Annotated in this window: 20 protein-coding genes; 5 read left to right on the forward strand and 15 right to left on the reverse strand. The window is 50.4% G+C overall.

The features are described 5' to 3' along the window. Window positions 1–129: 129 nt before the first annotated feature. The 3 genes from GX147_04480 to GX147_04490 all read right to left on the reverse strand — a co-directional run bounded on the left by GX147_04480 (window position 130) and on the right by GX147_04490 (window position 3707). Window positions 130–1584: a DegQ family serine endoprotease gene (locus tag GX147_04480; GenBank protein ID NLN59956.1), complete on the reverse strand. Its 1455-nt coding sequence runs from the start codon at window positions 1582–1584 to the stop codon at window positions 130–132. Between the two features lie 468 nt (window positions 1585–2052). Then, window positions 2053–2268: a transporter gene (locus tag GX147_04485; protein ID NLN59957.1), complete on the reverse strand. Its 216-nt coding sequence runs from the start codon at window positions 2266–2268 to the stop codon at window positions 2053–2055. Window positions 2269–2456: 188 nt separating this feature from the next. Further along, window positions 2457–3707: a coproporphyrinogen III oxidase family protein gene (locus GX147_04490; protein NLN59958.1), complete on the reverse strand. Its 1251-nt coding sequence runs from the start codon at window positions 3705–3707 to the stop codon at window positions 2457–2459. A gap of 158 nt (window positions 3708–3865) precedes the next feature. Here GX147_04490 and def point away from each other — a divergent pair, with 158 nt between their 5' ends. Continuing rightward, window positions 3866–4432, forward strand: a complete 567-nt coding sequence (gene def, locus GX147_04495; protein ID NLN59959.1) for a peptide deformylase — start codon at window positions 3866–3868, stop codon at window positions 4430–4432. Window positions 4433–4459: 27 nt separating this feature from the next. Here def and GX147_04500 read toward each other — a convergent pair whose 3' ends face one another. Continuing rightward, entirely contained in the window at window positions 4460–4786 is a 327-nt protein-coding gene (locus GX147_04500) for a hypothetical protein (protein ID NLN59960.1), read from the reverse strand. 325 nt (window positions 4787–5111) lie between these two features. Between GX147_04500 and GX147_04505 the strand changes: the two genes are divergently transcribed. The 4 genes from GX147_04505 to GX147_04520 are packed head-to-tail and all read left to right on the forward strand — an operon-like array spanning window position 5112 to window position 6936. Next, window positions 5112–5531: a universal stress protein gene (locus GX147_04505; GenBank protein ID NLN59961.1), complete on the forward strand. Its 420-nt coding sequence runs from the start codon at window positions 5112–5114 to the stop codon at window positions 5529–5531. Window positions 5532–5544: 13 nt separating this feature from the next. Then, a complete protein-coding gene (locus tag GX147_04510) occupies window positions 5545–5922 on the forward strand; it encodes a response regulator (GenBank protein NLN59962.1) in 378 nt (125 codons plus the stop codon). 18 nt (window positions 5923–5940) lie between these two features. Continuing rightward, window positions 5941–6543, forward strand: a complete 603-nt coding sequence (locus GX147_04515) for a PAS domain S-box protein (protein NLN59963.1) — start codon at window positions 5941–5943, stop codon at window positions 6541–6543. A 15-nt stretch (window positions 6544–6558) separates the two neighbouring features. Next, window positions 6559–6936 (forward strand): GGDEF domain-containing protein, encoded by a 378-nt coding sequence (locus GX147_04520; protein NLN59964.1) that lies wholly within the window; start codon window positions 6559–6561, stop codon window positions 6934–6936. 39 nt (window positions 6937–6975) lie between these two features. Here GX147_04520 and GX147_04525 read toward each other — a convergent pair whose 3' ends face one another. The 11 genes from GX147_04525 to GX147_04575 all read right to left on the reverse strand — a co-directional run bounded on the left by GX147_04525 (window position 6976) and on the right by GX147_04575 (window position 20097). After that, window positions 6976–8004, reverse strand: a complete 1029-nt coding sequence (locus GX147_04525) for a glycosyltransferase family 9 protein (protein NLN59965.1) — start codon at window positions 8002–8004, stop codon at window positions 6976–6978. Further along, window positions 8001–8564, reverse strand: coding sequence for an HAD family hydrolase (locus GX147_04530; GenBank protein NLN59966.1), 564 nt, complete (start codon window positions 8562–8564; stop codon window positions 8001–8003). Before GX147_04530 ends, GX147_04525 begins: the two co-directional genes overlap by 4 nt. Window positions 8565–8566: 2 nt before the next feature. Continuing rightward, the gene (gene waaF / locus GX147_04535; protein NLN59967.1) at window positions 8567–9628 is read right to left on the reverse strand and encodes a lipopolysaccharide heptosyltransferase II; all 1062 of its coding nucleotides are present in this window, start codon (window positions 9626–9628) and stop codon (window positions 8567–8569) included. Next, window positions 9625–10581 carry a lysophospholipid acyltransferase family protein gene (locus GX147_04540; GenBank protein NLN59968.1) on the reverse strand — a complete coding sequence of 319 codons (957 nt, stop codon included), beginning with the start codon at window positions 10579–10581 and terminating at the stop codon, window positions 9625–9627. The genes waaF and GX147_04540 overlap by 4 nt, the downstream gene beginning before the upstream one ends. A 75-nt stretch (window positions 10582–10656) precedes the next feature. Further along, on the reverse strand, window positions 10657–11739 hold the full coding sequence (gene lpxK, locus GX147_04545) for a tetraacyldisaccharide 4'-kinase (protein NLN59969.1): 1083 nt from the start codon (window positions 11737–11739) through the stop codon (window positions 10657–10659). A gap of 49 nt (window positions 11740–11788) precedes the next feature. Next, on the reverse strand, window positions 11789–13546 hold the full coding sequence (gene msbA / locus GX147_04550) for a lipid A export permease/ATP-binding protein MsbA (GenBank protein NLN59970.1): 1758 nt from the start codon (window positions 13544–13546) through the stop codon (window positions 11789–11791). 824 nt (window positions 13547–14370) lie between these two features. Further along, window positions 14371–15144 carry an acyl-ACP--UDP-N-acetylglucosamine O-acyltransferase gene (gene lpxA, locus GX147_04555; GenBank protein ID NLN59971.1) on the reverse strand — a complete coding sequence of 258 codons (774 nt, stop codon included), beginning with the start codon at window positions 15142–15144 and terminating at the stop codon, window positions 14371–14373. Between the two features lie 3 nt (window positions 15145–15147). After that, window positions 15148–16176 carry a UDP-3-O-(3-hydroxymyristoyl)glucosamine N-acyltransferase gene (gene lpxD / locus GX147_04560; protein NLN59972.1) on the reverse strand — a complete coding sequence of 343 codons (1029 nt, stop codon included), beginning with the start codon at window positions 16174–16176 and terminating at the stop codon, window positions 15148–15150. A gap of 29 nt (window positions 16177–16205) precedes the next feature. Further along, on the reverse strand, window positions 16206–16742 hold the full coding sequence (locus GX147_04565; protein NLN59973.1) for an OmpH family outer membrane protein: 537 nt from the start codon (window positions 16740–16742) through the stop codon (window positions 16206–16208). A 42-nt stretch (window positions 16743–16784) separates the two neighbouring features. Beyond that, the gene (bamA, locus tag GX147_04570; GenBank protein ID NLN59974.1) at window positions 16785–19433 is read right to left on the reverse strand and encodes an outer membrane protein assembly factor BamA; all 2649 of its coding nucleotides are present in this window, start codon (window positions 19431–19433) and stop codon (window positions 16785–16787) included. After that, window positions 19426–20097 (reverse strand): ABC transporter ATP-binding protein, encoded by a 672-nt coding sequence (locus tag GX147_04575; GenBank protein ID NLN59975.1) that lies wholly within the window; start codon window positions 20095–20097, stop codon window positions 19426–19428. The genes bamA and GX147_04575 overlap by 8 nt, the downstream gene beginning before the upstream one ends. Window positions 20098–20131 lie beyond the last annotated feature (34 nt).

Below are 20131 nucleotides of genomic sequence, written 5' to 3' on the forward strand. Positions count from 1 at the left end.
TCAAGAGGGATCAAGTTTTATCCGTCCTCCCTGACACCATCAAGATGAGGGGAACGGAATCGCACCGTTCCCCTTTCCGATACATCAGATCGGCCATCCACGGAATGGAAAGCCTGGAGGTATACCTTGTCAGGGCTGCTTTTCCACCGGCAGGGTAAGCGGCACAAAGAAGAAATGATCATTTCTTCTGATGCGGAACAGATAAGCACCCTCTTGCGACTTCCGGGACAAAATATCGACATAATTTTCAAGTGTCACAATTTTTTGCCTGTTGATTTCGAGAATGATGTCCTGGGGCCTCAACCCCGCCTCATCCGCGGCACCGCCGTCAAAAACCTCCGCAATGATCACACCGTCCTTGGCAGGTAGTTTGAAATGCCGCATCATCTCCGGCGTTATTTCCTGAACCGTCATGCCGAAGGTCTCCGAAACGAGATCCCCACCGTTGACGGTTTTACCGTCTTTTCTCTCGGCAATGAGGACCGGCAGCACTTTGGCCTTACCATCACGCCAAATCCGGACATTGACCCGCTTCCCGACGGACAACCCGGAAACGGTCATGAGCAGATCCCGCACATCGGCAATCGCCTTTCCATCGATGTCCAGAATCACATCCCCCGCCTTGATCCCCGCTTTATCGGCAGGCTCTCCTTCAAAGGCGTGACTGACCAAGGCTCCTTTGGGAGAGTTGAGCTGCAGATTCTTGGCAAGGTCTTCCGTCACATCCTGGGCTGAAACACCCAGCCATCCCCGGGTAACATAACCCTTTCCCTTGAGATCGGACAAAAGCGCTTTGGCCATGTTGATAGGAATGGCAAAACCGATCCCCTGCCCCTGTGCAACAATGGCCGTATTGATACCAACGACCTCACCCTTCAGGTTGAACAGGGGGCCGCCGCTGTTGCCCGGGTTAATCGACGCATCCGTCTGGAGAAAGTTATCATAGGGACCAGATCCAATGACACGTCCCTTTGCGCTGATAATTCCAACCGTCACCGTATGATCCAGGCCAAAGGGATTTCCAATGGCAAAAACCCAGTCACCGGTGCGGATTTGATCGGAATCGCCAAAACTCACTGCCGTTAAAGGCGATGACGAATTGATTTTGATAAGGGCAATGTCCGTATTGGCGTCTTTCCCCTTAACTTCCCCGTCATATTCCCTTCCATCGGCCAATTTGACCCGGATTTTTTCAGCCCTCTCCACAACGTGGTTGTTGGTAAAAATATAACCGTCGGAGCTGATAATAAAACCCGACCCGAGGCTGTTCCGTTTGTACTCCCGTTCCGGGATATCACCAAAGAACCGCCGGAAGAAATCATCGTTCCCGAAGGGACCGAAAGGCAATCTCCCGCCTGGCAAACGCGGGGTTGTCATGATCTTCGTCGTGCTGATGTTCACAACGGCGGGACTCAGCCTCTCCGATAGATCAGCAAACGACGGCAGCACCGCTCCCGACGGGGGCGGGGCCGCTGCCACAGGAATCCATAAAAGACACACAAAAGAAAAAATCAAGAACAAGCTCGCCATGTGATGGCAGACCGGCCGGCCTTTTCTGTCGGCACTTTTAACATACCTTGCCATATAGCAACCTCCTGGTCGATGCGGTCATACCGCAAAATAATCGATCCGGTTTCCGTGCGATCCTCTGACATCGATGCACGCCTTTAACGCAATCTGTTGTTGTGTTAAATACACCCTGAAAATGTTCCACAAAATGTAGTCACTATTTTCTTAATTGGCAAGAAATCAAGGAGACAGCAATCCTGTTGTATTGCCCGCTTGCCTGAATATGTGTGGGAACCATACACAGAGGAAAAGGGAATGTACGGGATAAGCCGGGATACGTAAAATCGAAACGGCACGCCACCCATAAATAACGGGGCGTCACAGCGGGAAAAGCAAAGCAACCCCTTCGTTCGTGAAACCCGTTTTTTGGGGTGACCCTATGATCCTTTCGAAACAACACCTTCAACAAAATCGTCGTGACCCGCTCGTGTTAAAGAAGCAGCATCTTGGCTGCGTGATATGTCAGAAACGGGCAAAACGATATTACTCGAACTGCAAATACTTGAATGAAGCGGTCATCCTTGTCCGGTAGGTTTTCACGACACCGTTTTCAATGGTCACATCCTGCCCTGTAACCTCTGCGACCCGTAAATCCTGGATACTTTTCGCTGCCGTCGCCACCGCATTCTTTGCCGCTTCTTCCCAGGACACGGTACTGACTCCAACGAGTTCGATCACATCATAAGTGCTTTCGGACATTTCATTCACCTCACCATCATTCCGGCTTCTTACCGTTCAGATTCATTCACGAAATTTTAGCGCACACTTTAAGCACAAAGGCATGAGGCTGTCAATGCAATTAACCGGGATTTGCCGCTCAATTGCAAATCTGTGAAAAATATCCGGAAGTAATTTTGTCCGCCCGGGGAGGGTCAGCGATCAACGATTTACCGTGGCATGTCGGTACGGCAGAAATCCCGAAAATTATTGACTGCGGTGAAAAACTCTCGCATCATGACGACCCAGGCATAGCGACCCCGATCGGTGAGACGATAATCCTCGCCGGTATAACGGATAGCCCCTATCAGGGAAAAAAGAACCAGATTCTTCCAAAGGTTTTTATAGAGACTGTCGGCATATTTATCCTCCAGATCTTTCACGTGCAGAAACCCGCCGAAAAGACGCATAAGAAAATCATACCGAATCCGATCCCGCAGAGAAAAGGTTCGTGTCGCCATTAACGGCAGCTCATTCCGATTCACCTGATCGATATAGGCAGGCACATGGAATGTATTGGCATAGCAGATGCCGTTCAGGTAGCCGATGGCGCCACTGCCCAATCCCGCGTATTCGTCATAGTCGACAATATACTCATCAATCATAGATCCTTTCCGAGAAAAGCACCACGCGGAAGAAAGCCGATAAGCCGATGCAAGACGATGCATAATTTCACGATAAAAAAGCTTTTCATTTCTGTCGCTGATATTTCCCAAAGTAGCGATGACTTTGTGTCGTGTGCTGTCCGAGATCATAAGCGGGTAAAACGTAACCTGATCGATTTCAATTACCGTCAGAATATCCAGATCATGCCTCAGCATAGTCAGATTCTGAGAAGGGAAATTGAAAATCATGTCCGCATTGACGGTGTCAAAAGCTCCCTTCAATTCTTTCAATCGGCTGGCAATGGTTTCGCCGCTGCCGTATTTCTCATAACGATCCATACGTTTAAGCAAATTATCGTCGAAACTTTGTACACCGACGGACAGACGGTTGATCCGGGCATCCTGCAGATGACGCACATTTTTGTCGGTCAAATGATTGGGATTTGTTTCGACGGAAATTTCCTTGACGTCGAAACACTGGCGGACGAACGCCAGTGTTTCCGCTAATTCTTCAATGATCACGGTAGGCGTTCCACCACCCACATAGACGCCGCCGAACTCATAGCCCGTTTCTCGGTACAGCCCGATTTCTTTTCTCAGTGCGGCAAAATAACGGCGGCAGAGATCTTCCTCGAAAACAATTCGGTTAAAGGAACAATAGGGACAAAGCTTCTCACAAAACGGAATGTGCAAGTAGAGAAGTCTGGGCGATCGGTCCAATCCGACCTCCGGAATCCGCAGTTTTTCCTTTCCATCAAAACACATGGCCGTGCCAAACTCCCGTTTGGCCCGATAAGCAATCATACGATGAATCAAAAGCCCCTCCGCCCTTCTCGTTATGAAATCCACCGTCTATGCATTCCCCGTCGCCGGACGACGCTTCCCTATCACGAATGACTTGAAACCACAAGATCTTGCGACAACCTTTTATCAATGATATATTGTCATACAACATCTCCAAAGGAGTGATTTGTATGGCGGAACAAAAAATTTACACCATGTGGACGGATGGCCAAGTGAATGAAGATTCCATCTCCCTCCTCCGTACAACCTGTGAAGATTTGCCCGTACCGCTCAGCAACGAGGCACAGGGAATGGTTCAAAGGATGGTTGAGACTTTCCTCCTACGGGACGATGGGGTGGGGTTGGCCGCACCGCAAATCGGTATTTTGAAACGCATCATCGTCTTTAGGAACAAGGGTTTCGACCAAAAAACCTGGTCAAAAAAACCGGAAGATTACGAAGTGTTGATAAACCCAAGAATCACCCAAGCCCGCGGTGAACTCGTCAGTGCCCTCGAGGGCTGCTTGTCCTGCCCAGACATCCAGGTGGAGATCGCCCGCTACCCGGAAATAAAGTTACGAGCCTACGATGCCCGGGGAAACAAAATTTCGAAACGGTACAATGACTATGCGGCCCGTGTAGTCCAGCATGAAATGGATCACCTGGAAGGAAAATTGATCATCGATCATGGTGGAACATTGTATTATCCGAAAGAAAAACAGCTTTTTTTCGACAGAATATTCCGGGCGAGCGCGTAACGCCGGGGCTTTCGAATTGCTTCGCGGTTACTGGATGAAGTTGAGCAGGGCCTCCGTCACCGGTGCGGTAAAAAGAGAAAGCAGAATCGCAAAAAGAGCAAATGCACCGATAGCCTCGCTGATGTAGATTTTGTCATAACGGCGCTTCAGAGACACGATCACGAGCGAGCCAACAGACAGGCAACCCAAATGAAAGAAAGGGAATTGGCCCTCCTCGCAGGTGATGAATTCCATATAGCTAAAGGACGCCGTTATAACCAGGTTAAAAATCGCCACCACCCAGCTCTCCACGGCTTTACCCATGGATCGTGCCGCACTCTTTTGCTCCAAAAATTTCAGCAAGGAATCCTTCATCCTCCCTCCGTAAGGTTCTTGGCGGGCAGACTTTCCCAAATTTGCCCCCCCTATAGCATAAAAGCCCGGCCTCCTACAAAGAAGAACGTCTATCCCATTCAATACACAATGGAGATATTTATTCTTGAAAAGGTCAATCGTTTGTATTAACTTCTGGTAGACGTGGTTTTTTCTCATAAACTTTATCGTGTACTTGCGTGGAACCAAAAAGGGAAGATTTCCTTTGCTGTTTTATTCTCCGGAATAATATCGGCCACTCAACAATGGGGTCGGAATCCTTGTTGCGCCCCTCCAGGGTCGCCACGCCTGACAGGAGGTTTGAATAATGTTTAGCCAAATTCTTGTGCCAACCGACTTTTCCAAAAAACACGCCACGCCTCTTGAGATTGCAGTCAACCTCGCAGCAAAACATAACAGCACCATCCATCTTCTTCATGTTGTGGAAATCATTGCAGACACAACCTTCACAGAATATGAGGATTTCTACAATAGACTGGAAAGGAAGGCCCAGAAACAAATGAACAATCTCATGGCACAATATGAGAAGAAATCGGTGCAAATTCTACCACACATTAGTTACGGCAACCGGGTACAGGAAATTCTGAAATTCCGCAAAGATCATGAGATTGACTTGATTATCATGAATTCCCACAAAGTTGAATTGAAGAACCCGATCCAAAGTTGGGGCACCATCAGCTACAAGGTGGCACTCTTGTCTGATAGTCCGGTGCTGCTGGTAAAATAAGAAGGGGTTCAGCATGTATCGCATATTGATCGTTGATGACGATGATACCCTGCGTGAAGTGCTTGTTGAGTACTTCGAAAGCATGGGCTATGGCGTCATGGAGGCTTCAAACGGCCGGGACGGCTTGGAAAAGCAGATCCAAAACCCGGCCGATCTGGTCATAACGGACCTGATTATGCCTGAAGAAAACGGCCTGGAGATGATTCTGGAATTCCAGCGGCGATATCCGTCACTGAAAATCATCGCCATGACAGGAAGCGGACATCCCGGTGCGCTGGAGGACCTCAATACTGCAACCATTTTGGGTGCAGACCGGACTTTCCCCAAACCTTTTCAGTTGGAAGACCTGCTGAAAGCCGTTAAGGAACTGCTCATCGATTCCGGTTCTTGATTGAACCTGCGAGGGGAAATGGCAACCGAGATAGAAGGCTGGCAAAGTAAAGTTCTTGAGAGGCGAATCAGGCAGTCTGAAGAAGAGATGGCGCTGTTGCGCAGAGAAATAGAGAAATACCATCATATTCTCGAAGAGATTAATCTTTTTTACTGTGAAATCTCCCTTGATGGCCGATTTCTTGTCTTCAATCCCCCTTTCTCCCAGGCCCTTGATTATGCCAATGAAGAGCTGATCAAGCTGTCGTATGAAGAAATCCTTGACGAATCCTCTCGGGAAACGTTTGGTTCGGCTCTGAAAGAAGTTTTACGGAGCGGTGTACCCAAAAGACGGTTCGATTACGTCCTGCTTAAAAAAAACGGTTCGCCCCTGAACACGGAAACCTCGATCTTCCTGATGACAGATGAAACAAAACGTCCCGTGGGGTACCGCATTCTTTTTCAGGATATCACTCGGAGAAAACAGGCGGAAGAACTGATAAAAAAGCTGGCTTTTCAGGATACCCTGACCGGGCTGCCCAATCGGAGATTGTTTCATGACCGACTTGTCCTGGAATTGGCCCAGGCAAAACGTAATCAGGAACGTTTTGCCGTCATGATGATCGATCTGGACCGATTCTAAGGAGTCAACGATACCTTGGGGCATTACGTGGGGGATTTGCTGATTCAGGCCGTCGGAAACCGATTGACCAATCTGCTTCGTAAAGGCGACACGGTTGCCCGCATCGGCGGCGATGAATTTATTCTGCTGCTCCCGTCATTGCCGGAGGGCGATAATGCATGCCGCATCGCTGAAAAGATCCTGAATTCCTTCGATGAACCCTTCCTTTTGGAGAATCGTGAAATTCATATCACACCCAGCATCGGCATCGCAATATATCCCGATCACGGGAATAATATGGACCTTTTGCTGAAAAACTCCGACATTGCCATGTATGCCGCAAAAGAAGGGGGGAGAAACATGTTCGAGTACTACAGGCAGGACAGGCAGAATGAAAGAGCGTCCGCTGAATGAATTTCGAAAACCGAGGATATGTCCAGCTGCAACGCCGTTTTATAAGCGTCCCTCTAAAAGCTTCTTTACCTCATTAAACACCGCATTCACCGTTATCTTTTTCATGCAGGTCATTTCACGGCAAAATTTCCGGAAACAGGGTGCGCAGGAAAGGGGTTCCTGAAGGACGATATGACCCGAACCATAGGGGCCTGTCCTTTTCGGATCGGTTGGCCCAAACAGGGCCACGACGGGTGTGCCGAGAGCGGCGGCCAGGTGCATCGGCCCCGAATCGGTCGTGACCAACAATGCCGCACGCCGATAGAGTTCCGCCAGATCTTTAAGGCTCGTCCGTCCCTCCAGGTTGAGCACATTACGCCGGGCGAGTCGCTGAATTTGCCCCAGAGAGGGAGCCTTTTGGCCCGTCAGAACGACAAAGATTCCATAGGTCTCGACAATACGATCGCATAGACTGGCGAAACATTCGTTGTCCCATAGTTTCGTGTCCCAATAGGCAACGGGATTCATGGCTACAAAAGGGCCCACGACCTGGTGAAGAGCCAGAAGCTCATCCACTTTCTCCTTGTTTGCGTCTCCGATAGCGATCTGAAACACCGGTTCTTCGATTTTGGCTCCGAGGTATTTCGGAAAATCAAGATACCGGTTCACCGCGTGCTTGTCCATGTCCTCCGTTATTTTTTCACTATAAAAGAATCCACTCAACTCCTGATAGCTGTCATAGCCGATTTTTCTTTTACCCCGGCAGAGGAAAACGAGAACCGCGCTCTTGAACAGGCCGTGAAAGTCGATCACCAGATCATAATCTCTGACACGCAGATCCCTCAGAAATGCCCCCATCTCGCTCAGGGTTTTTTTGAAATGGCCCTTCATGAGAGCCCTCTGCCAGCTTTTACGCCTAGAAACCACAACAGAATCCAGATCCGGATGACCCAGAATGATATCAGCCGCCGCCTCCTCAACTACCCAGGTGACGTGCGCCCCGGGATAGAGCTTCCTCAATGCAGCCAGGGACGGAAGCGTATGAATGACATCGCCGACGGCACTCAATTTGACAATCAGGATATTCATCGTTTCATATCCTCAAGAATCCATTCGACGGCATCGAAGAGGTCGAGGGCCTGATAGTCCGGGATGACATCCCCGTCTATTGTTTCACCCGCCCCGTATCCTGTCCTCACCAGAATACCTTTCGCTCCCGTATTCCTTGCGGTCAGAACGTCTTTCATCATATCTCCCACCATATAGGATCGGGAAAGATCAATGCAAAGATCCTGCGCCGCCTGTAAAAGCATGCCGGTCCCGGGTTTCCGGCACGCACATATTCGACGATAGGAACCGTGACCTTCCGTCGGATGGTGGGGACAATAATAGAATGCATCAATATGTGCCTCTTCCATTCTGAGGTTTGACTGGAGAAAATCGTGGAATTCACGGATAAAATTCTCCCCGAAATAACCTCGGGCCACGCCGGATTGGTTGGTCACGACAACAACCGGAATGCTCCGGCGGTTCAGCATACGAATCGCAGCCGCTGCCCGTGGTATAAGCTTCAACTGATCAAACTTGGAGAGATAGCCCACCTCTTCGTTGATTGTGCCATCCCGGTCGAGAAATACGGCGCGGCACAGTTCTACGGCTGGAGCATGCATCGGGCGGCCTCATAGACATCATTGACGCCGATCAGGTCCATACACTGAAAATCCGTCGGACAGGTGGTCTTCAGGCAGGGACTGCAGGGCAGATCTTTATGAACAACGACACTTTTCTCCCCGGGAGGGGAGGTGGTCACGGGATTGGTTGAACCGAAAATGGCCAGTGTGGGAACACCCAGGGCACCAGCCACGTGCATCAAACCCGAGTCGTTGGAAATAAACAGGCGGCAACATGAGATAAGCGATATGGCCTCACGTAAGGTTGTCATGCCCGCCAGGTCGGCCATAGAATGATTGGCGAAACCGGAAACAGCCCGGGTGCTCTCCCGGTCAGCGGCACTGCCGAACAGAAGTATTTCGGCGCCCAATGTTTCGCTCAACCGATCGGCCACCATTGCAAAGCGATCGGGGAACCATTTCTTCGCGGCTCCGTACGTGGCGCCAGGTGCGATGCCGATCAATAAATCCCCTTGGGCGGCACCATAAAATCCAAGGATTTCTCCAGCCCGAATGACGTCTTCAGGGGTGAGGTCAAGATGATATTCCCGCCTCCCCCCATTGGAGCAACCGAGGGTTTTGACCATTTCCATGTAGTACTCCACCTGGTGAATGCGGCGTATCGCCCGGGTTCGTTTGACCGAATGGGTCAAAAGCGGTCCCCGCCCATCGGAATTGTAGCCCGCCCGGATGGGAATCCCGGCCAGACAGGCAACGATTGCCGCTTCGATGGCATTCTGGAGCAAAATGGCTGCATCAAATTTTCTCGATCTCAATTCTTTCGCGAGACGGAGCAATCCCCTAAAGCCCTCGTGGATACCGGGAGACCGATAGAGCAAAACCTCATCCACATCCGGGCTGAGAGAAAAGATATCGGCCACCCAGGGTTTGGCTAAAACACTGATTTTCGCCTCGGGAAATGACCTGCGAATAGCCGCCATGGCCGGCAGGGTCATGATGACATCACCGATCCAGTTCGTCCCACGCACCAGAATGTGTTGGGCTTCCTCAATACGACGGGATGTCCGAACAGATATTTTCATTTTTTTCTTGTTGCCTGCCAGTCGCCTTCAGGTTGTTTGTCCGGATTGTTTTTATATGATTCCGAGCTCGGCACCTGATGCTCTTTGGTTTTCCAGCGTTGGTGAAGCCACAACCACTGGTCCGGATATTGCCGAATCACACCTTCAATAATAGAAGTAAATCGCTGGGTATTGGTTCTGATATCATCCTCGCTGTTTCCCGTTCGGATGATTTCGACCTCTTTCCCGATAATCAATCGATAACGTCCATCCGGTTTTCGAATGATGAATGCCGGCATCACCGGCGTCTCCGATTTGATCGCCATCTGGGCCAGACCGTCGGTCGTGCAGGCCGGTCTCCCAAAGAAATCGGCAAAGACACCCTCTCTCCGAGACACATTTTGATCAATAAGGACGCCCACCACACCGTTTTTCGCCAAGCAACGAAACATCTGCAGCATGGCTTTTTTCTTGGACACCAGGACATTTCCCCGAGATGTGCGCACATATTTGACAAATCGTTCCAGGAAGGGGTTGTCCAGTGGCCGGTAAATCATGACTCCGGGAGCAATCAGTGCGGATGCCGCCGCGGCCATCAATTCCCAATTGCTGAAATGGGCACCAAAAAGCAGAAGGCCCTTCTTTTTTCCCAGCGCCTGCTGTGCCCGCTCCAAGCCTTCGATATCCAAAAGATCATTCAAACGCGACCTGTTCATTTTCGGCAGATCGAAAAATTCTGCGCAAACGATGGCGAGATTCCTATAGGCTCCTTTCGTTATCCGGATAATTTCCGCCATGGATTTATCCGGAAAAGCTCTAATTAAATTATGTAGAGCGATAAACCTGTGACGCGGGGAAAGATAATAAAAAAGCCGCCACAATCCGTAAAAAAAAGCCTTGCGTAAAAACAGAGGCACAAAACCAAGATACCGGGAAACGTTTCGCGCCAAGATATCAGGATTATCCGTATCCATCAGCTGGTTCCGTATCTAGGGAAACACGTCCCCCCTTTCTCATCAATTCAGGGAACGCTTCCGCTTTCGCCGGTTTCACTGCGCTTGTCCCAACTTATCCATAAGCGACGCGATAAATTCATCCTCGCCACCCTGGAAAACCATCTCCACCTGCAAAAAATCAACCTCCTCCAGGAACATGTGAAAACGGTTGAGTTTTACCCCGTCTTTCTCGGTTGTGACAATCGTATCGGCCTGTTCTTGCCTCGCCCTGTTCTGGATCTCCCGAATATCCTCCCGACTATAGTCATGATGATCAGGAAAAGGTAGAAAGGCCACCGTCCGTGCGCCAAGCCCGGCCAGGATCTGTTTGAATGCCCCCGGTTTGGCGATACCGGCGAAGGCACAAACGCGGCGCCCCAAGAGACTCTGGAGCGGCAATTCCCGGCCACTGGCTCCATCAATCAGCGCTACCGCTTGGTGTCTGGCGCGATACTGAGGGGTTGTGGTTGAAATGGCGGTAACCCGATCTCCAAGCCCCGTCCGAATTATAAGATCCGCTCTCTTTAAGGATGACCCGGGTTCCCTCAGAGGTCCTGCCGGCAAGACCCAGCCATTTCCCAAAGGCCGGTCCGCATCCAGCAGGACTACATCTACATCGCGTGCAAGCTGCCGGTATTGAAAAGCATCATCCAGAACAAGAACATCAGCCCCGAACTGTTCTATCGCGACGCCGGCAGTCAGTGCACGCCTAGGCCCCGTCAGAACCGGAATCCCGGGCAGACGTTTGGCAATCAACGCAGGCTCATCCCCACAATCCTCCGGCTTCATTAAAATTCGGCGCCCGTCAGACACAATGTTGATAGGAGCCTTCGTTTTCCCCCTGTACCCGCGGCTGAGTACGACTGGACGAAAGCCTTTCGAATTGAGCAGGTTGGCCAGATAGATCACCATAGGGGTTTTTCCGGTCCCGCCGACCGTAATGTTTCCCCCCCCGACAACCCGGCAGGGAACTTTTTTCTGTCGAAGCAGGCCCGTATCAAAGAGAATGTTTCGCACCAGAATGGCCAGACGATAAAACAACGACATCCCCCTTAACAGCAGTTTGAAGGGATGGATATTCATTTTTTCGTTCTCCCAAGCCGCGATTACCGCGTCCTGTATGCTCTTTTTTTTCATACTTCGGCCATCCTTTCGCCTCCTTCTGGATCACCCCCGTCTCTTCTCCTTATTCCCCGGTTCCCTGCGATTCCTGTTCCTCCTCGTTTTCTTCACGAAACTGCATCTGATAAAGACGATAATATTCTCCCTGCCGTGCAATCAGCTCTTCATGATTTCCCTCTTCGATGATCTCTCCGTTCATGAGAACGGCAATGCGATCGGCCCGTCTGATGGTGGAAAGGCGGTGGGCAATGACAAGGGTCGTTCGTCCCCGCATCAGATTCTCCAAAGCCGCCTGAACCTCCCTTTCCGATTCCGTGTCCAGAGAAGAGGTGGCCTCATCCAGAATGAGGATCGGCGCATCCTTGAGCAGAGCGCGTGCAATGGCAATACGCTGCCGCTCTCCTCCGGACAGCTTGGTTCCCAGCTCTCCGATTCCTGTATCATACCCGTTCGGCAGGTTCATGATGAATTTGTGGGCATGTGCCGCTTTCGCGGCCTCAATAATTTTCTCCTCCGAAGCTTGAATATCACCGTAGGCAATATTATTTCGTACGGTGTCGTTAAAAAGAAAAGTCTGTTGGGTGACAATACCAATTTGAGCGATGAGGGATTGAAGCGTCACATCCCGAATATCATGCCCGTCGATCAACACAGCGCCTTGCTTTACGTCGTAGAATCGCGGAATGAGGTTGGCAAGTGTCGTTTTGCCACCACCGCTCATACCGACAAACGCCACAGCTTCGCCGGCGCGGATTGTCAGGTTGATCCCTTTCAGGACCGGGGTCTCCTCATAGGCAAAACTGACATTTCGCAATGCGATTTCTTTCGTAAGGGGTTTCAGTATGACTGCATTCCCGCGGCTCTGGATTTCCGGTATCGTGTCAATGACGCTGAAAACGCGGGTCGCAGCGGCAATGCCTTGCTGTATCTCATTGTTGACATTTGTAAGACGTTTGGCCGGCTCATAAATCATCAACAACGCGGCAAGAAATGAAAAGAATGTACCCGGTGTCGTGGCTCCCCGAATGACCTGATAACCACCGTAAAACACGATAACCGCAATGCCCAAACCGGCAAAAATTTCGATCAGCGGTGAAGATAACGATTTTGTCATCACATTCTTGATGGCTAGACGGAAAAGGCGCTCATTTTCCCTGCTAAACCTGTTCATCTCATATGATTCCATGCCAAACGCCTTGACGATACGGTTACCCGCAATAGTCTCCTGAAGTAAATCTGTCAGGCCAGCCATGGTCACCTGAGTTTTCGTCGATATTTTTCTGACTTTCCTCCCGATCAGGACAACGGGGTAAATCGCCGCGGGAAATGCCACCAGGGCGATTAGAGCCAGCTTCCAATCCCGATAAAAAACCACACCCACCAAGGCGATCAGGGTAAAGGTATCCTTGAATATGTTGGTCAGGGTATTGGACACCGTGGCGTAAATGAGTCCAACATCGTTCAATACTCTGGAAATAAGCGTACCCGTGGGGTGTTTTGTGAAAAAAGACAGGGACTGAGACTGGATTTTCCGATAAAGCAGGTCACGCAAGTCTGCGACGATGCGATTCCCAATATAATTCATCAAGACGTGCTGTACATACTGGGCCGCAGCCTTGAGAAAATACATAAAAATCACGGCCAGGGGAATCCAGTAGAGACTCTTCTCGTTACGATTGAGAAAAATGTCATCCAGGGCCGGCTTGATTAGAAAGGCCGCTGCCGCCGTGGCTCCTCCAACCAGAGCCATACAGAACGCCGCCACGATGAATCTCGGAATCTGACCTCGTGCGAGTATTAAAAGCCGTTTATAAACATCCATTTTATTATACCGATAGGAAAAAGTCACAGGTCGAGCACGCCCCTCTGTAGCACGCACCCGCCTTCCCAAGAATAAGTCCGGCCTCCATGAATTCCCTGACAACCCTTTGCCGCAAATCCTCGTTTCTGAGTGTGGCCGTTACTTGATCCGCCGTGCGCTTCAGTTCACATCCTTCTACGATAATTCCGAAACAACGAAACGGCAACGATGCTCAGCAGGTTTCATGTCTATTCTCAACACTAACCGAGCCAGAAAAATCAATCAGTGGAGCAACCTTATAGACGATAACAACCGGTTTGACAAGCAGGGACGCCTCGAAACTCACCATATCCGACGCGAAAATCGTGGCGCTGGATATTTTAAAGAACCCTATCGGTGAAACGAACCGGGATACCGGATCGATAAACCAAATCGCCGATCATTCCTCAAGACAGCGTATAGGCAATGGGAATCGCAAACTGGGGGGGGTGGCTCTCTGGGTCAGACGGTTGACACAGAAAAGGATGTCCGACAAGAGGGGCCTGCACCCGCATCTTGAGGCATTCTGTCATCGTCGATACCGCAATGAATGCACTGGGGAATTTGTCCCTCATCGCTCCCAGCAAAAAAAGAGGCATAAATCACCGGAGGCTTCACTTGGGACCACCGTGACCTTAAAATCCCTGAATTTCACCTACAACAAAAAGCCCGTATTCTCTTCGAGCAACATACAACACGCTTCCGTCACAAATTTAATGGCAAGATGGAACCATTGGGGAGGCTGTGATTCCGGGTTCATTGTGTACAGGCACACCCTGGCGTCGTCTACCCGCATGGCCATCGTCTCAGCGACATGTTCCCCGAGTTGATTCCTTAATAAACTCAACAAACTGAAGCACTTCGGGATAAGCGGGTACCTCGTTCAGCACTTTGGCGATGGCGTCTTTTCGCAGGAGGGACATACGGAACATGATCCGATAGGATCGCTTCAACGCCGCAATGGTTTCTTCACTAAAACCTCTGCGCCGCAAACCGATCTGGTTCAGCCCATAGAGTTTCGCGTGATTTCCCGAGGCCATCGTAAACGGCGGCACGTCCTTGTTGACTGCTGAGGCTCCGCCGATAATGCAATGGGCTCCGATTCGGGTGAACTGATGCACCCCCGTCAAACCACCGATGATCGCATAATCCTCCACATGGATATGGCCGGCCAGATTGGCTGCATTCGCCAGTATAACATGATCCCCCAGCTTGCAATTATGCGCCACATGGGAATAGGCCATCAAAAGGTTATGATCGCCGATTAGCGTCACACCGATATCGGAATCGGTTGCACGATTTACGGTAACAAATTCGCGGATGATATTGTGGTTGCCAATGATGACTTTGGTCTTTTCGCCCCGGTATTTCAAGTCCTGAGGGTCGCCTCCGATAGAGGCAAACTGGTCGATTTTGCAAGATTCGCCGATTTCGGTCAAGCGTTCGATCACGACATGTGGCCCAATAACCGTATTCATTCCGATGCGCACTTCGGGTCCGATCACGGCATAGGGGCCAACCGTCGCGGTGTCATCCACATGGGCATTCGAAGAAACAATCGCTGTGGGATGTATATTCATGTGTTAGTCGTACCTTTTCTCCAATTCTTCTATTTTTTTCTGCATATCCTGTATCGTTTTACGCATGTCGGGAAGCCTGATCAGTGACGCCATAACCCGCAACCAATGACGGTGTGGCATGTGAGGACTTCCCGAGACGACCTGATTGGCCGGAACATCCTCATGAACCCCCGACTGTGCCCCCACCATTACATGGTCTCCCAGGTTGATATGCCCGACGAGGCCGGCCTGTCCTCCCGTGATTACGCCTTTCCCCAATTTGGTACTGCCCGAAATACCGGTCTGCGATACGATTACGCTATTCTCGCCGATCACCACATTATGAGCGATCTGGACCAGATTATCGATTTTCGTCCCCCGTTGAATCCACGTTTTCCCTAATGTACCGCGATCGATCGTCGTATTCGCTCCGATTTCCACATCATCGTCAATCTGGACGTAACCCACTTGGGGAATCTTCTCGTTCCCGACGCCCGGGCGGGCGAAACCAAATCCGTCACTGCCTATCACAACCCCGGCGTGGATAATCACCCGACAGCCGATTTGTGTCCTGCGATAGATGGTGACATTCGGATAGATGGTCGTCCCCTCCCCGATCGTTACATGGCGTCCAATATAAACACCCGGATACAGAACAACGTTCCGCCCGATCTTGGCACCCCTGTCAACAGTCACACAAGGAAAGACCGTAACTCCAGGCGAAACTTCTGCTTCGGCGCTGATAAACGTATCTTCGGCAATACCGGGGGCACATACCTCCTCCGGATAGAATTCCGCCAGAAGTTTGCCCAGATGGAGATAGGGATCGGGCACAATGATCAGGGTCTTGCCCGCTGCTTCCGTACCAGGGGGAACAAGGAGTGCCGACGCCTCCGTGGAGGCCAGCCATTCACGATATTTCGGATTCGCAACAAAGGTGAGGTCTCCGGTCTTCGCCTCCTCAATGGAACGGATGCGCTCAATCCGGACATCTCCATCGCCGACAACGTCTCCATTAACCAATACAGCGATTTCTTTGACTGTTTTACTCACGATTGCACATCCTGGGCAAAAATCCCGTTTTATTTGCCTGCCTTGAACGTCCGATTGAACTCATCCAGCACCTTCTTAGTGAGATCGTGCGCTTTGCTCCAATGCGCCACGGGGACGGTGTAAACATCGATAATGAGAGTGTACTTCTCCCTCTCTCCAATATTTTTAACGATTTTCATGATTTCCGGAACAAAATCCTTCACCATATCCTGCTGTTTGGCCTGAAGCTCCTCGTTTGAATCCTTGATAAGGATCTGATAATCCCGGAACTTCTTCTGGTACGTAACCTCCTTATCCTTCAGCACATCGGGCTTCATGAGAGACCGTTGTTTCTCCAGCTCATCTTTCAGTTTCTGCAGTTCTTCTTCCTTCGCCTGGATGGCGGGTCTGTTCTTATCAACAATTCTTTGGATCTCTCCAATGGATTTTTTCCCCGCTTCCGAATTGCGAATGACCTGATCCATGTCATAGAATCCGATTTTTTCCTCCGCGGCAACCGGAGCAACTCCCAAGCAAATCAAAAACACGAACAAGAGCGACACGTTCAGTACAGTGATTTTTTTCATATCATTTCCTCCTTTATCTCATCAATTTCCCCAAAAGGCCCCTTACTGGAACAGACCGATTGTGAATTCCCATCGACTGGGGGATTCATTGCCTTTTTTATCCAGCACATACCCCCACTCCAGCCGCAATGGTCCGATGGGCGAGTACCAGCGGATACCCAGCCCGCATGTTTCCCGCATATCCCCGATATCATACGTGCTTTTCCAGGCATTGCCGGTATCAAAGAATACAACGCCCTTCATACCGGCGCTCTTGACCAGCGGGAAAATATAGTCAAAATTGAAGTTGAGCATGGTCCGGCCGCCGATTTCATCCCCCGTTATCGGGTCCTTCGGTCCCACATTGCGCAATCCACGCAGGGAATTGATGCCTCCCAGGTAAAAACGTTCATACGTCGGCACATCGCGAGCGCTGCCTGTCTCCTGAATGTAGCCCGCACGCCCACGGACGGCAAAAACCGTATCGAAAGGCAGAGGATAGAACCACTGGGACGTCACATGATACTTGATAAATTTGGCATCCCCTCCCAGGCTGGCATATTCAATGGAACCCGTGTTCTTGGTCCCGGAAGAGGGAAACATGTTGTCATTCGTCGTATCACGGGACAGGGTAAACGTCACGCTGCTGATCGTGGTTTTCCCTTTCTGATCCTTGATATTTGTGGATGCCCATTGGGTGACATGGCTCACATCGTCCAGGCTCAGGCGATAACCGACGGAACCGAAATACTTCTCCCACAGGGGATATCCAAAAGTAAGACCAAAACCCTGGGAGTCCAGGTCGTACTCATCATATTCGCGTTCGAAGTTCCAGGCATCTATTTTGGACCACAGCGGAATATCAAAGAGCCACGGTTCGATGAAGGAAAGGTTGTAATTGGTCACCTTGGTCCCCAAGCTTGCCCTCAGGCTGAGGGTCTGTCCCCGACCGAACAGGTTCTGCTGTGAAATACTCGTCGTAAAAACGGCGGCGTCCGCGGCGCTGTATCCGGCCCCGACGCTGAACATGCCCGTGGGCTTTTCCTTGACCCGGATATTCACGTCCGTCAGGGACTCATCGGGACCTTTTTCCGTCTGGAAGTCAACTTCTTCGAAGTAATTCAGGCGGCTGATTCGCGTGTAGCTGTTTTTGAGATTTGTTTTGCTGTAAAGATCCCCTTCAACGATGGAAAGCTGGCGACGGATCACCTTGTCCCGCGTCCGGTCATTTCCCCAGATATTGATCCGGTTAAAATATACCAGATTATTCTTCGTCACACGATAGGACACATCTACCAGTTGGTCCGCCTCGTGGATATCCGTCAAGGGGACAACCTCCGCATTGGCATAGCCTTCGTCGTTACATCTCTGGGTCAGGGAATCGATATCCTTGATGATGGCACTGCGGTCAAAAATTTCCTTCTCCTTCATTTCCAAGCCTTTCAGGAGTACTTCTTTTGAAACCGTCAGGCCATCCCCTTCAATATTCACCTTGCCAATACGGAACTGTTTTCCCTCGCTGACCGGAACCTTGATATAAATTCCTTTTTTGTCATAGGTAATTTCCGGTTCTCCCAGCTGCGCGTTGAGGTAACCGTTGTTCAGGTAATGGACGGTCACCTTGGAGACATCCTGTTTCAGCAATTCTCTTTTGAGCAAACCGGAGTCGCTGAAAAAATGAAAGAATCCTTTCTCTTTCGTACTCATCAGTTTCTTCAATTCCTTGACTGTAAAGGCCTGATTACCTACAAAACTGATTTTTCTGATGTAGAGGCGTTCATTTTCCCTGATCTGGAACACGACTCGTACATCCTTGTCACCATCCTTCTCAATCACATCCTCCACTTCCGCGTTATAATAACCCTTGCCGTCGTAAAGGGTCCGGATTTTCTCAAGGTCTTCTCGAAGTTTCTCATTATTCAGAGTCTGACGGACCTTGAGGGTGATGACTCCTTCGATATCGCTTGTGCTGACCTTCTTGTTCCCCTTGACAACAATTTCAGAGATGAGGGACTTCTCCTGGAGAATGAAGATAATTTCCTTGCCTTCCGGAGTGTCCTCTACATCCACCTTGACGTCCTCAAAATAGCCCATCTGGTAAATGGCCCGGATATCGTCTGCGAGAGTCTCTTCGAAAAAGATCCCGCCCCGCTCACTTTTGATTTTCTGTTCGATGGCCCCTGCACCGATCTTCCGGTTGCCTTTGAATTGGATCCTGCTGATTCGCTGCACGACATTGATTCTAGCCAGAATGGTCGTTTTCACCTGCTGAATGACGGAGGGCAGGCTTTCCGCCCCCTTTCCCTGAATGGAAAAACCGGGAATCGTTTTTCTTTGGACGATATCGTAAAGACGGATATCGACGCTGAGGATATTGCCGAATTGCGAAATACTTCCCCCGACGACATAATCGACCCCCAAAGACCCGCCGATTTCCATGGCCCTGGTTTCGCTGAACGATTCTTCTGATTCAGCGACGGCAGGCATTCGGCTGACTTCAACCACCTCGACCAGTCGGCTCTTTCTCAACTCCCTGGCCAGGGTGTTGGACACCTTCTCCTGCAGGGCCTGCGGGTCCGAAGGTGCGTGCACCGAAAACGGCAAAAGGGTTATTCTTTTGGTCTCCTGTGCGTGTGCAACCTGCCGCGACAAGAGAATGAACACCACGAACAGAGCATACAGAATCCCCTGAAAGACCTTCTTCTTATTCACCGGCATACACCCTTCCGTCCCTCAAACCGATGCTTCGGGACATGCGGTCGGCAAGCGACTTGTTGTGCGTCACCACGACCAACGTTACACTTCTGTTTTGGTTGAAATTCAACAAAAGGTCCTCTACCCTCTTTCCTGTTTCCGTGTCAAGGTTTCCTGTAGGCTCATCAGCCAGCAGAATTTCCGGCTCCATCACCATCGCCCTGGCCAGGGCCACCCTTTGCTGTTCCCCCCCTGAAAGCTCACCCGGTTTATGGGTCAAACGATGTTCGAGGCCCAGTTCCACCAGAATGGAACGAGCTCTTTTTCGGGCCTCTTCCTTTGACAAGCCATGAATCAACGCCGGCATCATGGCATTCTCACAACTGGTAAATTCCGGCAAAAGATGATGAAACTGAAAAACGAACCCGATTTTTCGATTGCGAAACTCGGCCAATTCCCTTTCACTCCACCGAAAAACATCGAAATCGTCAATAAAAAGCCCCCCCGAAGTTGGACGATCCAGGGTCCCCAGGATATGAATCAGCGTACTCTTTCCGGTACCGGACACACCCAGCACCGCCAGTGAATCGCCCTTTGCGATCTTCAGATCAACCCCCCGAAGCACCTCAATACGGTTACCGTCCTTGATGAATGTCTTCGTAAGTCCCTCCACCCGGATCATGAACCAACCCTTCCTGTGACCATATTCCAAGGCA

It is taken from the genome of Deltaproteobacteria bacterium, from assembly GCA_012522415.1.
Classification (GTDB): Bacteria; Desulfobacterota; Syntrophia; order Syntrophales; family JAAYKM01; genus JAAYKM01.

Bases quoted from the DNA above. Each gene is read 5' to 3' on its own strand.
- waaF (NLN59967.1), bottom strand. From the start codon at position 9,628: ATGAAAATATCTGTTCGGACATCCCGTCGTATTGAGGAAGCCCAACAC.
- def (NLN59959.1), top strand. From the start codon at position 3,866: ATGGCGGAACAAAAAATTTACACCATGTGGACGGATGGCCAAGTGAAT.
- GX147_04540 (NLN59968.1), bottom strand. From the start codon at position 10,581: ATGGATACGGATAATCCTGATATCTTGGCGCGAAACGTTTCCCGGTAT.
- lpxA (NLN59971.1), bottom strand. From the start codon at position 15,144: ATGAATATACATCCCACAGCGATTGTTTCTTCGAATGCCCATGTGGAT.
- GX147_04485 (NLN59957.1), bottom strand. From the start codon at position 2,268: ATGTCCGAAAGCACTTATGATGTGATCGAACTCGTTGGAGTCAGTACC.
- msbA (NLN59970.1), bottom strand. From the start codon at position 13,546: ATGGATGTTTATAAACGGCTTTTAATACTCGCACGAGGTCAGATTCCG.
- GX147_04510 (NLN59962.1), top strand. From the start codon at position 5,545: ATGTATCGCATATTGATCGTTGATGACGATGATACCCTGCGTGAAGTG.
- GX147_04480 (NLN59956.1), bottom strand. From the start codon at position 1,584: ATGGCAAGGTATGTTAAAAGTGCCGACAGAAAAGGCCGGCCGGTCTGC.
- GX147_04525 (NLN59965.1), bottom strand. From the start codon at position 8,004: ATGAATATCCTGATTGTCAAATTGAGTGCCGTCGGCGATGTCATTCAT.
- GX147_04505 (NLN59961.1), top strand. From the start codon at position 5,112: ATGTTTAGCCAAATTCTTGTGCCAACCGACTTTTCCAAAAAACACGCC.
- GX147_04575 (NLN59975.1), bottom strand. From the start codon at position 20,097: ATGATCCGGGTGGAGGGACTTACGAAGACATTCATCAAGGACGGTAAC.
- lpxK (NLN59969.1), bottom strand. From the start codon at position 11,739: ATGAAAAAAAAGAGCATACAGGACGCGGTAATCGCGGCTTGGGAGAAC.
- GX147_04515 (NLN59963.1), top strand. From the start codon at position 5,941: ATGGCAACCGAGATAGAAGGCTGGCAAAGTAAAGTTCTTGAGAGGCGA.
- GX147_04500 (NLN59960.1), bottom strand. From the start codon at position 4,786: ATGAAGGATTCCTTGCTGAAATTTTTGGAGCAAAAGAGTGCGGCACGA.
- GX147_04565 (NLN59973.1), bottom strand. From the start codon at position 16,742: ATGAAAAAAATCACTGTACTGAACGTGTCGCTCTTGTTCGTGTTTTTG.